The sequence below is a fragment of the Streptomyces sp. NBC_01006 genome, assembly GCF_045162725.1.
Lineage (GTDB): Bacteria > Actinomycetota > Actinomycetes > Streptomycetales > Streptomycetaceae > Streptomyces.
Genome location: NZ_CP108700.1, coordinates 6,296,493 through 6,310,662, shown reverse-complemented (window position 1 = coordinate 6,310,662; position 14,170 = coordinate 6,296,493). Strand labels below are relative to the sequence as shown.

Below are 14,170 nucleotides of genomic sequence, written 5' to 3'. Positions count from 1 at the left end.
GCGTGACGTACGCACCCGGACAGCAGCAGCCGCCGGCGCCGCGAAGGATCTTCGTGGCCGGCGACTCCGTGGCGGTCACCCGGCCGTACAGCTACCTGCCGATGGCGGGCTGGGCCCAGGCCCTGCCCCTCTTCCTCACCGATGCGGTCGAGGTCGTCAACTGTGCCCGCGCCCGGGCGAGCTCGAAGAGCTTCCGCGAGGACGGGCGACTCCAGTGGGTCCTGGACCGCCTGGAGCCTGGTGACCACCTGCTCGTCGCGTTCGGCCAGGAAGAGGGGAAGACGGACCCGGGTCTGCACACCGAGCCGTTCTCCACCTATCAGGAGCACATGGCCGCGTACGTCCACGGCGCGCGCGAGCGCCAGGCCCACCCGGTGATCGTGCTGCCGCACGAGCGACGCCGCATGGACGGGCACGGCAACGCAGCCCGTTCGCTGGGCGACTACCCGCTCGCGGCCCGGCAGCTGGCCGAGGACGAGCACGTACCCGTCGTCGACCTGTACGGCCAGAGCCTGCAGTGGTGGGAGGAGCTCGGGCCGGAGTCGTCCAAGCTCGTCTTCACCCATCTCCGGCCCGGTGAGCCGCTGCTGGAGAAGGTCCAGGACGGGGACAACGTGCACCTGCGCGCGGAGGGCGCGATCGAGTGCGCCCGGTTCGTCGCGCGCAGCCTCGCCGAGCAGGCCGTCGTCCCCTACCCGTGGGTCCGCGACCTCGACCGCCGCCGGTTCTCCTACGAGGAGATGGGCTGGCTGGACGAGGAGACGTTCTCGCACCGTACGAAGTCCCGGGTCTCCGAGCCCCCCGCACGCAAGGAGTCCGGCGCGTGAACCTCCTCCTCCGCGGACAGGCCGTCGGCGACACCCCGTCACTGGGCACCGTGTACGCGGCCCTGTACACCTCGGCCGACCCGCGACGGGGCGTGTCCCCGGGCGAGACCGTCCAGTTCGGCCTGTCCGTGGCGCCCGATCAGGGCGCCTCGCGCGGTTGCGCGTACCTGCCGGAGGAGCCGCTGACCGCCGTCGGCGAGATCGTCGGCGTGCAGGGGCTGGAGTACTTCCCCCGCCAGCGCTGGTTCCGGGCCCGCGCGGACGCCGGGGAGCAGACGACGGGGGTGCTGCACCTGCGCGTCGGTGACTCGGCCACGGCGCGCAGCATCCGGGCCCGGATGGCCGTGGGCATCCCGGACGCCTCGGGCCGCAAGCTCGTGCGTACGGGGAAGCTCGCCGCCGAGCCCCTGCCACTGCGGCCGGCCACCGCGCGCGGGCTGCGGCTCATGACCGCACCGGGAGCGCCGGGCACGGTCAACGTGCTCTCGGCGGCCCCGGCGGGCAGCACCGCCGTCTCCGTGACGCAGCCGCGGGGAGGCAGGGCGCAGCTCTCGCCGGACGGCTGGGTCACGTACGCGCCCGCCCCCGGTTTCACCGGCTACGACCGGTTCGAGTACACGGTGGGCGCCGCCGCGGCCGGGCAGCTGACCTCGCACGTGAACGTCTTCGTGGGCTCCTTGGAGCACATCCCGGGCGCCTTCCCGCAGCATCCGGCGGACAGCACGCCGCGCCCTTGGCAATGGCCCGAACTCACCGGGGAGATGCCGTGGCCCCGCCGCGCCGCTCCGCAGAACTGACGAGGATCCCCCCATCATGAACACCGCCGTCGTCGGGGCCACCGACGTCAAGGACGTGACGGTCGCCGTCCGGGTATACAACCAGGCCGCCGCGCTCGACGCCTGCCTGGCCTCCGTCCTCGTGCAGTCCATCGGCACGGACCGGCTGGAGGTCATCGGCGTCGACGACGGGTCGACGGACGAGAGCGGGTCCGTGCTGGCGCGGGCGGCCCACCAGTACCCCGCCTTCGTCCGCGCGGGGCAGGTCTCGCCGGGGCTGAGCGCGGCCGGGGCCCGCAACTGGGCGCTGAGCCAGGTGCGCGGACGGTACGTCATCTTCCTGGACGCCACCGACCGGCTGGCGCCCGACGCGCTGGAGCGGATGGTCTCGGCGGCCGACGCCTACGAGGCCGACGTCGTACTGGGCAAGCTGGAGAGCTCCGGCCGGCACACGGTCGAGACCTCGATGTTCCGCAAGAACCAGGCCTACACCGATCTGTACGCCTCGCGCGTCTACTGGTCGCTGACCCCGGACAAGCTGTTCCGCACCAGCCTGCTGCAGCGCCGCGGGCTGGCGTTCCCCACCGACATGCTGGTCGGCGACGACCAGGCCTTCACGGCCCGCGCCCTCATCGGGGCGGACAACGTCTCGGTCGTCGGCGACGCGCCCTGCGTGGTCAAGGGCCCCTCGCCGGCGGGGCGGGCGACGCTGCCGGACCGGGTCGCCCTGGCCTCCCGCATGCTGGCGCTGGTCGCCTCGCAGCTGCCCGAGGGGCCGCGCCGGGACAGGCTCCAGTCACGGCACCTGGAGGTGGAGCTCGGCAAGGCGACCGCGGCCGCGCTGCTGTCCGCCACCGACCCGGCGGAGCGGGACCAGGCGCTGTGGGCCGCGGCCGAGGTGCTGCGGACCCAGGCCTCCCCCGGCGCGCTGGCGCTGCTGCCGCGCATGGTGGCCGTACGGTTCGCCCTGCTGGCGCAGGGCCGCTTCGCCGAGGCGCAGCGGATGGCCGCCTTCGAGGCGGACAAGGACCGGCCGGCGGTGCGCAAGACGGTGGAGGACGGGCGGGTGTTCACGACGCTGCCCTTCTTCCGCGACCCGCAGGTGTCCCTGCCGGACGAGCTGTTCGACATCACGGGCGATATGACGGTCACCCACCAGCTTCAGAAGGCCCGGTGGGAGGGACCGATGCTGACGCTGGACGGCTTCGCGTTCTACGAACAGTTGTCGACGAAGGACCGCACCACCCGGGTGGTGCTGCGGGAGCGGACGAGCGGCGTGCAGGAGAGCTACGCGGTGACGGCCCGCCGGGACGACACTCTGACCAATGCCAAGGGCAAGCCCCGGGCCATGGGCCGGTTCTCGGCCCGGGTCAACCTGGCGCAGACCTCCGGCGGCTGGCCGCTGGAGCCCGGCACCTGGGACCTGTACCTCGCGGTCGGCTTCGAGGGCGTGACGCAGGAGGTGCGGCTCGGGCCGAAGCGCTCCGCCGATCTGGACACGACCGCCCGGATGCCGGTGCCGATCGGGTCGGCGCCCGATGCGCGGGGCATGGAGCTGGCGGCCACCCCGTACTACACGGAGTCCGGCGGCCTCAGCATCGAGGTGTCCCGGCGCACGCCGCTGCCGCGGCAGGCCTGAGGCCGGGCGCCAGGCCTCAGGCGGCCTCCCAGGGGCCGAACACGAGCCCCTGCTGGGTGGTGTCCTGGCGGGTGCAGATCAGTGCGCCGTCCGCGTCGAAGGCGGCCACGACGAGGCGGCCCGCCGCGTCCACGGCCACCTGGGGGGCGTACGCACCGTGCCCGCCGAGGGAGGCCCACCAGGTGCCGTAGGCCTCGTTCTCGGTGACGTAGGCGGTGACTTCGATGTCGCCCTCCGCGCCGGTCTGCGCGAGAACCGTGCAGTCGTAGCCGCCGAGGTCGGCCCGTACGACGCCCGGGGCTCCGCGGCCGCCCGCGCCGCCGAGGCCCATCAGGCCGCCCTGGACGCCCTGTCGGGCGGCCCGCCAGGCGACGAGCGAGCCGTCGCCCGGGTAGCGCCAGAAGTACGTCACCCGGCGCGGGCCCGTCTCGCAGACGGCGGGGGTGCCGGGGACGACCGGGGTGGGGATGCGGTCCGCGAGCGCGAAGCGGCCCTGGCCGATTCCCGACCACCGGTCCGCGCCGGCCGGCCCGAGGACGAGCATCTCCAGCTGCCCGCCGGCGGGCATCAGCGGGGTCACCCCGCTCCCGTACGGCTCCGGGGCCACCTGCTTCCAACCGCCCCACGCGCCCTCCGCGTTGCGGCTGCGGCGCAGGACGCCGCCGTGGCGCATCGAGACGAGGACGTGCGTGGATCCGGAGCGCTGGTTGACGGCGATGCGCGGCGGGCCGGCGAGCCGGTCGTCGGTGGGGCCGCCGCGCAGCCCGGGGGTGCCGAGGCTGTGCCACTCGGTCATGGGGCGGCCCGGCTGGAACTGGGTGGAGACGATGATTTCCGGCCGCCCCGAGCCGTCCTGGGCGGCCCGCAGGGCGACGAAGTGCACGTACCCCTCGCGGCTCTGCGCCATCGCGGCGGTACCCGTCCAGCCCTCGACCTCGAACGCGTCCGGGCCGGTCCAGCCGGTGCGGGGCGCCGCGGCCTCGGTCCAGCGCACCAGGCCGTGCGGGGTGCAGGCGTAGGCCGTCAGACGGCCGTCGCTCCCTTTGAACAGCCAGTTTCCGGCCGGTGGCGAGGACCGGCGGGGACCTGGTCCGCCCGGGGGTGCGTCCTGCGCCGCGCGGACGGAAGTGGCGCCCCGGCTTCCGCTTTTGCCTCGGACCACGCCGCTCTTCACCCTTCTGCCGAGAATGTCCTGCTCAACCGGCCCGGCTCTTCACCGGAAAGAACCAGCCACTCGAAAGTGTGTCTTATGATGCACCCCATCGATAATAGAAGGGCCCTGCCTCAATGACCGACCTGCCCTCTGCCAGCTCTCCTTCCTCCCGGCGCAGGCGGCGGCGCGGCGGCGGGCGTGCCCTGCGGATCGTGCTGCTGACGGTGGCCCTGCTCATCCTCGCCGCCGGTGGCACGGGCTGGTGGGCGTACAGCCACCTGAACGGCAACATCGACAGCGTCGACCTCGACCAGGCCATCGGTGACAACCGCCCGAAGAAGGTCGTCGCGGGCGCGCAGAACGTCCTCGTACTGGGCTCCGACTCGCGCGCCGGGGCCAACGCGGACCTCGACCACGGCGACGTGAGCGGCGCCCGCTCGGACACCGCCATGCTGGTGCACATACCCGAGGGCCGGTCCAAGGCCACCGCGGTGAGCATCCCGCGCGACACCCTGATCAGCCGGCCCGAATGCAAGGACGCCGACGGCAAGACCGTCAAGGCGGCGAACCGGGTCATGTTCAACTCGGTCTACTCGCTGGCCGGTCCGGCCTGCGTGGTCAAGACCGTGGAGCAGATGTCCGGGATCCGCGTGGACCACTTCGTCGAGGTCGACTTCGCCGGGTTCAAGGGCCTGGTGGACGCCCTCGGCGGGGTCACCGTCACCCTGGACAAGCCGATGAGCGGGGCCAAGGGCGGGCTCAAGCTCGACGCGGGCACGCACCGGCTGAACGGCGCCGACTCGCTCAAGTTCGTCCGTACCCGCTACGGCTACGGCGACGGCAGCGACCTCGGGCGCATAGGCCTCCAGCAGCAGTTCATGATGGCGATGCTGTCGGAGATCAAGAAGCAGGACGCGCTCGGCAACCCGGCCCGGCTCTACAAGCTGGCCGACGCCGGCACCAAGTCGCTGACCACCGACTCCGACCTGGCCTCCCTCACCTCCCTGGCCGATTTCGCGCAGAGCATGAAGGGCGTGGACCCGGACACCATGGAGACGATCATGCTCCCGGTCGCCTACGACAAGGTGGACCCGAACCGCGTGATCGTGGCGCAGCCGCAGGCGGACCTGTTGTGGGAGGCCCTGCGCGCCGACCGGAAGATCCCGGCGGAGGCCAAGGACTCCCCCGCCAAGGGCTGACGGGCCCGCGCACGCGGAAGCCGGCCGTACGGGTGACCCGTACGGCCGGCTTCCGTCGTTCCACCGCTAGAACTCCGCTTCGGCGCCGACCTTGCCGAGGCGGCTGTGCGAGCGTCCGTAGGCGAAGTAGACGACGATGCCGATCGCCATCCAGACGCCGAATCGGATCCAGGTCTCGGCCGGCAGGTTGAGCATCAGCCAGAGCGAGGCCGCGATCGAGATGATCGGGATCACCGGCACCCAGGGGGTGCGGAAGGCCCGGTGCAGGTCGGGGCGGGTCTTGCGCAGGATGATCACGCCGAGGGCGACGAGCACGAAGGCGAACAGGGTGCCGATGTTGACCAGTTCCGCGAGCTTCTCCAGGCTGGTGAAGCCCGCGACGATGGCGATGATCCCGCCGAGCAGCAGGGTCGCCCGGTAGGGGGTGCGGTACTTGGGGTGGGTGACGGAGAAGACGCGCGGCAGCAGTCCGTCACGGCTCATCGCGAAGAACACGCGGGTCTGGCCGAGCAGCAGGATCATGCACACGGTGATCAGGCCGACGGCCGCGCCGAGACTGATGGCGCCGGAGAAGAAGGGCTGGTTCACCGACTTGAAGGCTTCGGCCAGTGGCGCCGTCGGTGACATCTCCGAGTACTTCTGCATGCCGGTGACCACCAGCGTCACGGCGACGTAGAGCACGGTGCAGATCAGCAGCGAGCCGAGGATGCCGCGCGGCATGTCCCGCTGGGGGTTCTTGGTCTCCTCGGCGGCGGTGGCCACGACGTCGAAGCCGATGAACGCGAAGAAGATGAGGGAGGCCGCGGTGAAGATGCCCATGACACCGAAGTTGGTGGGCGCGTACCCGAACATCAGCTGGACCAGTGGCGCGTGCAGGCCGTTGCCTGCCTCCTGCGGCTGGGCCGGAGGGATGAACGGCGAGTAGTTGTCGGCCTTGATGAAGAACAGGCCCGCGACGATGACCAGCAGGACCACGAAGACCTTGATGGCGACCACGACCGCGGTGATCCGCGCCGAGAGCTTCGTCCCGACGACCAGGATCGCGGTCAGCACCAGGACCAGCAGGAAGGCCAGCAGGTCGAAGCTGCCTCCCGCGTCCGGTCCTGCCAGCGCCGTTGGCAGGTCCCAGCCCAGGTTGGTGTGCATCAGGTGACGCACGTACCCGGACCAGCCGACCGCCACGACCGCCGTGCCGAGCGCGAACTCCAGCACCAGGTCCCAGCCGATGATCCAGGCGGGCAGCTCACCGATCGAGGCGTACGAGAAGGTGTACGCCGATCCGGCCACCGGCACGGTGGACGCGAATTCGGCGTAGCAGAGGGCCGCGAGTGCGCAGACGATGCCCGCCGCGACGAAGGCCAGGGAGGTGGCGGGCCCGGCGTTGTTCCGGGCCGCGATGCCCGTGAGGACGAAGATGCCGGTGCCGATGATGACGCCGACACCGAAAACCGTCAGGTCCCAGGCGGAGAGCGACTTGCGGAGCGCGTGTTCCGGCTCCTCCGTGTCGCGGATGGACTGCTCGACCGTCTTGGTGCGGAAGACGCTGTTCAGGTCCTTGCTCACCGACGCACCTCCGACAGGTGACGACGCACACGAACGGGCCGGGAGGCCCACCCTCCCAGGGTGATCTCCCGGCCCGTGACGTGCAACCGCGCGTTTAGGTCGAACAGTCGACTAGTCGACCGCGGCGGCCGGCTCGCTGTCGTAGCGCCCGTCCAGCTTCGCCACCAGACCGGTGACCTGGCGGGCGATGTCCGGGGCGGTCAGGCCGATCTCGGCCATGATCTCCTTGCGCAGGGCGTGGTCGAGGAAGCGCTGCGGGATACCGAAATCGCGCAGCGGTACGTCAACGCCCGCGTCGCGCAGCGCCTGCGCCACGGCGGAGCCCACACCGCCGGTGCGGCCGTTGTCCTCGACGGTGACGACCACGCGGTGCCGGTCCGCGAGCGGGGCCAGGGCCTCGTCCACGGGCTTGACCCAGCGGGGGTCGACGACGGTCGTGGAGATGCCCTGCTTGTCGAGCAGGTCGGCGATCTCCAGGCACATCGGGGCGAGCGCGCCGACCGAGACGAGCAGTACGTCCGGACGGGTGACCTCGGGGGCCGGGGCGCGCAGTACGTCCATGCCGCCGATCCGGCCGACGGCCGGGACGGCCGGGCCGACGACGCCCTTTGAGTAGCGCACGACGGTCGGGGCGTCCTTGACCTCGACGGCCTCGCGGAGCTGGGCGCGCAGCTGCTCGGCGTCGCGCGGTGCGGCGAGGCGCAGGCCGGGGACGACCTGGAGGATCGACATGTCCCACATGCCGTTGTGGGAGGCGCCGTCGTCGCCGGTGACACCGGCGCGGTCCAGGACGAAGGTGACCCCGCACTTGTGCAGGGCGACGTCCATCAGGACCTGGTCGAAGGCGCGGTTGAGGAAGGTCGCGTACACCGCGAAGACCGGGTGGACCCCGCCGGTGGCGAGGCCGGCCGCCGAAGTGGCGCCGTGCTGCTCGGCGATGCCCACGTCGTAGATCCGGTCCGGGAAGGCCTCGGCGAACTTGTTGAGGCCGACCGGGTGGAGCATGGCGGCGGTGATGCCGACGATGTCCGCGCGCTCGTGGCCGAGCTTGACCATCTCGTCGGCGAAGACGGAGGTCCAGCTGGCGGCCGCGGTCTTGACGGGCAGGCCGGTGTCCGGGTGGATCACGCCGACCGCGTGGAAGCGGTCCGCCTCGTGCTCCAGGGCCGGGGTGTAGCCGCGGCCCTTCTGGGTGAGGCAGTGCACGATGACCGGGCCGCTGAAGCGCTTGGCACGCGTCAGGGCGGACTCCAGGGCCTCGATGTCGTGGCCGTCGATGGGGCCGATGTACTTCAGGCCCAGGTCCTCGAACATGCCCTGCGGGGCGATGAAGTCCTTGAGACCCTTCTTGGCGCCGTGCAGGGTCTCGAAGAGCGGCTTCCCGACGACCGGGGTGCGCTCCAGGAGCTCCTTGCCGCGGGCCAGGAAGCGCTCGTAGCCGTCCGTGGTGCGCAGGGTGGCCAGGTGGTTCGCGAGGCCGCCGATGGTGGGGCCGTACGAGCGCTCGTTGTCGTTGACGACGATGACCAGCGGGCGGTCCTTGGCGGCGGCGATGTTGTTCAGCGCCTCCCAGGCCATGCCGCCGGTCAGCGCGCCGTCGCCGATGACGGCGGCGACGTGGTGGTCCTCGCGGCCCAGCACCTCGTTGGCCTTGGCCAGACCGTCGGCCCAGCCGAGCACGGTGGAGGCGTGCGAGTTCTCGATCACGTCGTGGTCGGACTCGGCGCGCGAGGGGTAGCCCGACAGGCCGTTCTTGGTGCGCAGGCCGGCGAAGTCCTGGCGGCCCGTGAGCAGCTTGTGGACGTAGGCCTGGTGGCCGGTGTCGAAGAGGACCTTGTCCTTGGGCGAGTCGAAGACCCGGTGCAGGGCGATCGTCAGTTCGACCACCCCGAGGTTGGGGCCGAGGTGCCCGCCGGTCTTGGAGACGGCGTCGACGAGGAAGGACCTGATCTCGGCGGCGAGCTGGTCGAGCTCCTCCTGGCTGAGCCGGTCCAGATCGCGCGGTCCCTTGATGCGGGTCAGCAGCACCCGTGCCTCCTTGCAGTTGCTTGCTGGTCTGTCGAGTCTAATGTTCCGCTCGCGGCGGCAGTCATCGGGCGGTCCCTGGCGGGTCACACCTTTGTCATACATGTACACGCGACCGCGAGGTCACACATCCCAAACGGGCGTATACCCGCACAGTCGCACGCACATATGTACGCACGGGTGCCCGGCGCCACACGAAGTGGCACCGGGCACTGTGACCGTTCTTACCGCATCGGGCGCGGTGTCAGGCGCGTCCGGCCGTCTTCTGGGTCTTGCGGGTGACCGAGTCGATCACCACGGTGGCCAGCAGCACCGCACCGGTGATCATGTACTGGATCGGGGTGGCGATGCCCTGGAGAGCCAGACCGTACTGGATCGAGGTGATGACCATGACACCGAGGAGGGCGTTCCAGGTGCGGCCCCGGCCGCCGAAGAGGCTGGTGCCGCCGATCACGGCCGCCGCGATCACGTTCATCAGCAGGTCGCCGGCGCCGGCGCTCTGGTTGGCCGCCGCGATCTTGGAGGCCCAGAAGAGCCCGCCGATTGCGGCGAAGGTGCCCGCGATGGCGAAGACCGCGATGCGGATCCCGGTGACGTTGATGCCCGCGCGCCGGGAGGCCTCGACGCTGCCGCCGAGCGCGAAGACGTTGCGGCCGAACGAGGTACGGCGCAGGAGGAAGTCCGTGCCGACCAGGACCAGCACGAAGAGCACCACCGCGAGCGGAAGGCCCTTGTACTGGTTGAACACCGCGGCGGGACCGAAGGTGAACAGGGCCAGCAGGCCCGTGCGCAGGGCGATCTCGCTCATCGGGCGGGACGGGACCCCCGCGGCCTCGCGGCGGCGGTTGTCGAAGAAGCTGGCCAGGAAGTACCCGATCACCGCGACCGCGGCGAGGCCGTAGCCGGCCGCCACGTCCGTGAAGAAGTACGTGGTGAGCTGGCCCACCGGACCGTCGGGGTCGATGTTGATCGTGCCGTTGCTGCCGAGGATCTGCAGCATGGCGCCGGACCAGAAGAGCAGGCCCGACAGGGTGACCGCGAAGGCCGGTGCGCCGATCCTGGCGAAGAAGAAGCCGTGGATCGAGCCGATCAGGGCGCCGCCGGCGACCGCGGCCAGGATCGCCACCCACTGGTTGACCCCGTGGGTCACGGCCAGGACGGCGAAGATCGCGCCCGAAACACCGCTGACGGAGCCGACCGAAAGGTCGATCTCGCCGAGCAGGAGCACGAAGATGATGCCCACGGCCATCATGCCGGTGGCGACCATCGTGATCGCGATGTTGGTGAGGTTCTCCGGGGACAGGAAGTTCGAGTTCAGCCCCTGGAAGATGGCCCAGATGATGACCAGGCCGATGACGACCGGGACGGAGCCCAGGTCGCCGGCCTTCATCTTGCGGCCGAACTCGCTCAGGTAGCCGGACAGGCCCTGCTCGCGCACGAGCAGGCGCGGGTCCACCGCGGGAATGGCGTCCGCCGGGGCGGCGGGGTTGGCCAGCTGGGCCACCTCTTCCGCCGAGGTGTGGTGTTCGGTGCTCACTTCTGAGCCTCCCCGGTACGGGCCGCACGACGGGTCACGGCGTTGTCCGTGGCACCCGTGATGGCGGAGATGATCTCTTCCTGCGACGTGTCCTTGACGTTGAAGACGCCGTTGTTGCGGCCCAGCCGCAGGACCGCCACCTTGTCGGCGACGGCCTTCACATCGGCCATGTTGTGGCTGATGAGGATGACGGCGTGGCCGCGCTCGCGCAGCCGCTCCACCAGGTCGAGGACCTGTGCGGTCTGCTCGACGCCGAGGGCCGCCGTGGGCTCGTCGAGGATGACCAGCTTGGGCTCGCCGAGCATCGAACGGGCGATCGCCACGGTCTGGCGCTGACCGCCGGAGAGCGAGGCGATGGGGATGCGGACACTGGGGATCCGGATGGACAGGGTGGTCAGGAGCTCGCGGGCGCGGCGCTCCATCTCCACCTCGTCCAGGACACCGCGGCGCTTGAGCTCGCGGCCCAGGAACAGGTTGCCGACGACATCGATGTTGTCGCACAGCGCGAGGTCCTGGTAGACCGTCGCGATGCCCAGGTTCTGGGCGTCATGGGGCTTGCTGATCGAGACCGGCTTGCCTTCCCACTCGATGACTCCGTCATCGATGGGGTGGACGCCGGCGATCGTCTTGACGAGCGTGGACTTGCCGGCGCCGTTGTCGCCGACCAGGGCGACCACCTCGCCGGAATGGATCTCGAGCTCTACATCGGTGAGCGCCTGGACGGCACCGAATCGCTTCGAGACCCCTCGCAACGCCAGCACGGGCGCAGCGGACACATGAACCATCTCCTTCGCCGCCTGACCGGCGGGGATGTCGTGCAGTAAGTGCAGGAGCGGGGTGGGGTGGGGGAATCGTTTCTGCCCGGCGCCCCGCGGGTGGCGGGGAAAGAAGGGGCGGGGCGCCGGGCAGGCGCGGGGGTCCCGGTGGACCGAAGGCCGCGGGGGCGGGCCTCCGGTCGGGGGGACGACGGGGCCTGGGTCAGGCCCGGAGGACCTGGGTCAGGCCCGGGGGGCCTACTTCAGGCCGAGGGTGGCGCAGGCGGCCGCGTACTTGTCGGTGCAGATCTCGTCGGCCGTGTAGACACCGTCCTTGATGACAGTGTCCTTGATGTTGCTCTTCGTCAGCGAGACGACGGGGACCAGGACCGAGGGGACGCCCTTGGTGGTGGGGCTGTCGACGGTGGAGGTGGTGACACCGTCCAGCTTCTCGCCCTTGGCGAGGGCGACGGCCATCTTCGCGGCGGCCTCGGCCTCGGGGGCGTACGGCTTGTAGACGCTCATGAACTGCTCGCCCGCGACGATGCGCTGCACGCCGGCGAGTTCCGCGTCCTGGCCGGTGACCGGGGGCAGCGGGTTCATGCCGGCCGCCTTGAGGGCGGTGATGATGCCGCCGGCCATGCCGTCATTGGCGGAGTAGACGCCGACGATCTTGTCCTTGCCGATCGCGGAGATCGCACCCGCCATGTTGGTGTTGGCGTTCTCCGGCTTCCACTCCTTGGTGTCGTACTCCTTGCCGATGGTCACCTTGCCATCGAGGACGGAGTGCGCACCCTTCTTGAAGAGGGCGGCGTTCGGGTCGGTGACCGAACCGTTCATCATGACGATCTCGCCGGAGCCGGCCTTGTCGCCCAGGGCCTCCAGCAGGGCCTTGCCCTGGACCTTGCCGACCTCTTCGTTGTCGAAGGAGGTGTACGCGTCGATCGGACCCTCGGCGAGGCGGTCGTAGGCCACGACGGGGATGCCCGCCTCCTTGGCCTTCTTGACCGAGCCGGCGATGGCCTTGGAGTCCACCGCGTCGACGACCAGGACCTTCACCTTGTTGGTGATCATGGTGTCGACCTGGGAGTTCTGCGTGGTCGCGTCCTGCTTGGCGTTGGCGTAGACCACCTCGGCCTTGCCGCCGGTGAGTTCGGCGACCTTCTTCTCGAAGAGCGGCTTGTCGAACTTCTCGTAACGCGCGGTCTGGTTCTCCGGCAGGAGCAGACCGATCTTGATCGCGCCACCCGCGGCGGCGGAGCCGGACTCCTTCGGCTTCTCGCCGGCCTCCTTGGCGCTGCCACAGGCGGCAAGGGAAGCGGCCATGGCGGTGGCGGCTACGGCAACGGCGGCTCTGCGCATACGCGTGTTCATTTCCTGAACCTCCCTGACGAGGCCGCAACGTTGCGGCCGAGGTGGACGTGAGTCAACCTCGGCCGCAGTTTGCCGTCAAGGAGTGAATCCTTAACGAGATGACAACGGTGCCATCCGTTATCTAACTGAAGGCAAGAGCTTGAGGGTCGGCGAACCGGCCAGAAGGGTCGAATCGCCCATCTCGCTCAGCACCAGGGCCAGTGCGCCCAGCACCTCGGCCCGGCCGCCCAACGACCCGGTGAGCACGGACAGTTGGCGTGCCGCACTGGGGATCGCGTACCTCCCCACGGACTCACGTATGGGGGCCAGGATCAGTTCACCGGCCTCCGCCAGCGAACCACCGAGCACCACGCGGCTCGGATTGAGGACGTTGCACAGGTTCGCGACACCACTACCCACATGGCGGCCCACGTCGGCGATCACCCGGCGGCAGCCGGGGTCGCCCTCCCGGGCCAGTTCGACCACCCGCTCCATGGTGAGCTCGGGCCCGTGCGTGCTCTGCAGCAGCGGCAGGACGTACCGGGCCGCCGCGAAGGTCTCCAGGCAGCCGCGGTTGCCGCAGCGGCAGACCGGCCCGGACTCGTCCAGGGTGATGTGCCCGATCTCGCCGGCGGTGCCGCCGGGCCCCCGGTAGATCTGACCGTTGATCACGAGGCCGGCGCCGACACCGCTCGCGACCTTGATGTACGCGAGGTCCTTGACCCCCCGGCCGCTCCCCCACACCAGCTCCCCGAGCGCTCCGAGGTTGGCATCGTTGTCCACGTACACGGGCACGCCGAGGCGTTGCGAGAGCTCCTGGCGCGGGTTGATCCCGGCCCAGCCCGGCAGGATCGCGGTGGAGCCCAGGGTCCCGGACTCCACGTCGATGGGGCCGGGGACGCCGAGCCCGACGCCGATGACCTTCTCCAGGCCCACCCCGATGCCCGCGATCAGCTCTCCGACCAGGGCTTCCGCCCGGTCGAAGCCGTCCGCCCAGGAGGCGTCCACGTCCAGCGGGGCGGATTCCTCGGCCAGGACCTGGTGGGCGAGGTTGCCGACGGCCACCCGCAGGTGGGTGTGGCCGAAGTCCACGCCGATCACGATGCCCGCGTCACCGCTGAGCGAGACGCTGCGCGCCCGCCGGCCGCCGGCCGAGGTGTCCGTGACCTCGACGGTCCCACCGTCCTTGAGCTCGCGGACGATGTTGGAGACCGTGGCCGCCGACAGTCCGGTGGACCGGGCGATCTCCGCCTGGGTCAGCGAACCCGCGAGCCGCACCGCCCGCACGACCCGTTCGAGATTCGCGCGGTGCAGTGAAGACTGCGATCCGGGAGTCTGCACGA

Annotated in this window: 11 protein-coding genes; 4 read left to right on the top strand and 7 right to left on the bottom strand. The window is 70.7% G+C overall.

Annotated elements, in window-relative coordinates:
* The first annotated feature begins 2 nt into the window (after positions 1 to 2).
* From OG509_RS28765 to OG509_RS28755, 3 genes are read left to right on the top strand one after another with little or no spacing between them, the layout of a single operon-like run.
* On the top strand, positions 3 to 827 hold the full coding sequence (locus tag OG509_RS28765; protein ID WP_406185439.1) for a rhamnogalacturonan acetylesterase: 825 nt from the start codon (positions 3 to 5) through the stop codon (positions 825 to 827).
* A complete protein-coding gene (locus OG509_RS28760; RefSeq protein WP_406185438.1) occupies positions 824 to 1,624 on the top strand; it encodes an Ig-like domain-containing protein in 801 nt (266 codons plus the stop codon). Before OG509_RS28765 ends, OG509_RS28760 begins: the two co-directional genes overlap by 4 nt.
* Positions 1,625 to 1,640: 16 nt before the next feature.
* On the top strand, positions 1,641 to 3,242 hold the full coding sequence (locus tag OG509_RS28755; protein WP_406185437.1) for a glycosyltransferase family 2 protein: 1,602 nt from the start codon (positions 1,641 to 1,643) through the stop codon (positions 3,240 to 3,242).
* Positions 3,243 to 3,258: 16 nt separating this feature from the next.
* On the opposite strand, the gene OG509_RS28750 is transcribed toward OG509_RS28755, so the two are convergent.
* Positions 3,259 to 4,404 (bottom strand): hypothetical protein, encoded by a 1,146-nt coding sequence (locus OG509_RS28750; RefSeq protein WP_406185435.1) that lies wholly within the window; start codon positions 4,402 to 4,404, stop codon positions 3,259 to 3,261.
* A gap of 125 nt (positions 4,405 to 4,529) precedes the next feature.
* On the opposite strand from OG509_RS28750, the gene OG509_RS28745 reads away from it, so the two are divergent.
* Positions 4,530 to 5,594, top strand: coding sequence for an LCP family protein (locus tag OG509_RS28745; RefSeq protein WP_406185434.1), 1,065 nt, complete (start codon positions 4,530 to 4,532; stop codon positions 5,592 to 5,594).
* A gap of 66 nt (positions 5,595 to 5,660) precedes the next feature.
* Here OG509_RS28745 and OG509_RS28740 read toward each other — a convergent pair whose 3' ends face one another.
* The 6 genes from OG509_RS28740 to OG509_RS28715 form a co-directional block, all read right to left on the bottom strand.
* Positions 5,661 to 7,157 carry an amino acid permease gene (locus OG509_RS28740; protein ID WP_406185433.1) on the bottom strand — a complete coding sequence of 499 codons (1,497 nt, stop codon included), beginning with the start codon at positions 7,155 to 7,157 and terminating at the stop codon, positions 5,661 to 5,663.
* A 111-nt stretch (positions 7,158 to 7,268) separates the two neighbouring features.
* Positions 7,269 to 9,185: a 1-deoxy-D-xylulose-5-phosphate synthase gene (gene dxs, locus OG509_RS28735; RefSeq protein ID WP_406185431.1), complete on the bottom strand. Its 1,917-nt coding sequence runs from the start codon at positions 9,183 to 9,185 to the stop codon at positions 7,269 to 7,271.
* A 241-nt stretch (positions 9,186 to 9,426) separates the two neighbouring features.
* A complete protein-coding gene (locus OG509_RS28730; RefSeq protein ID WP_406187709.1) occupies positions 9,427 to 10,686 on the bottom strand; it encodes a sugar ABC transporter permease in 1,260 nt (419 codons plus the stop codon).
* Positions 10,687 to 10,715: 29 nt separating this feature from the next.
* Positions 10,716 to 11,504, bottom strand: coding sequence for an ATP-binding cassette domain-containing protein (locus OG509_RS28725; RefSeq protein ID WP_053691510.1), 789 nt, complete (start codon positions 11,502 to 11,504; stop codon positions 10,716 to 10,718).
* A gap of 228 nt (positions 11,505 to 11,732) precedes the next feature.
* Positions 11,733 to 12,848: a substrate-binding domain-containing protein gene (locus tag OG509_RS28720; protein ID WP_403737880.1), complete on the bottom strand. Its 1,116-nt coding sequence runs from the start codon at positions 12,846 to 12,848 to the stop codon at positions 11,733 to 11,735.
* A gap of 117 nt (positions 12,849 to 12,965) precedes the next feature.
* The gene (locus OG509_RS28715) at positions 12,966 to 14,168 is read right to left on the bottom strand and encodes an ROK family transcriptional regulator (protein WP_030154513.1); all 1,203 of its coding nucleotides are present in this window, start codon (positions 14,166 to 14,168) and stop codon (positions 12,966 to 12,968) included.
* Positions 14,169 to 14,170 lie beyond the last annotated feature (2 nt).

Bases quoted from the DNA above. Each gene is read 5' to 3' on its own strand.
- OG509_RS28755 (WP_406185437.1), top strand. From the start codon at position 1,641: ATGAACACCGCCGTCGTCGGGGCCACCGACGTCAAGGACGTGACGGTC.
- OG509_RS28745 (WP_406185434.1), top strand. From the start codon at position 4,530: ATGACCGACCTGCCCTCTGCCAGCTCTCCTTCCTCCCGGCGCAGGCGG.
- OG509_RS28725 (WP_053691510.1), bottom strand. From the start codon at position 11,504: ATGGTTCATGTGTCCGCTGCGCCCGTGCTGGCGTTGCGAGGGGTCTCG.
- OG509_RS28720 (WP_403737880.1), bottom strand. From the start codon at position 12,848: ATGAACACGCGTATGCGCAGAGCCGCCGTTGCCGTAGCCGCCACCGCC.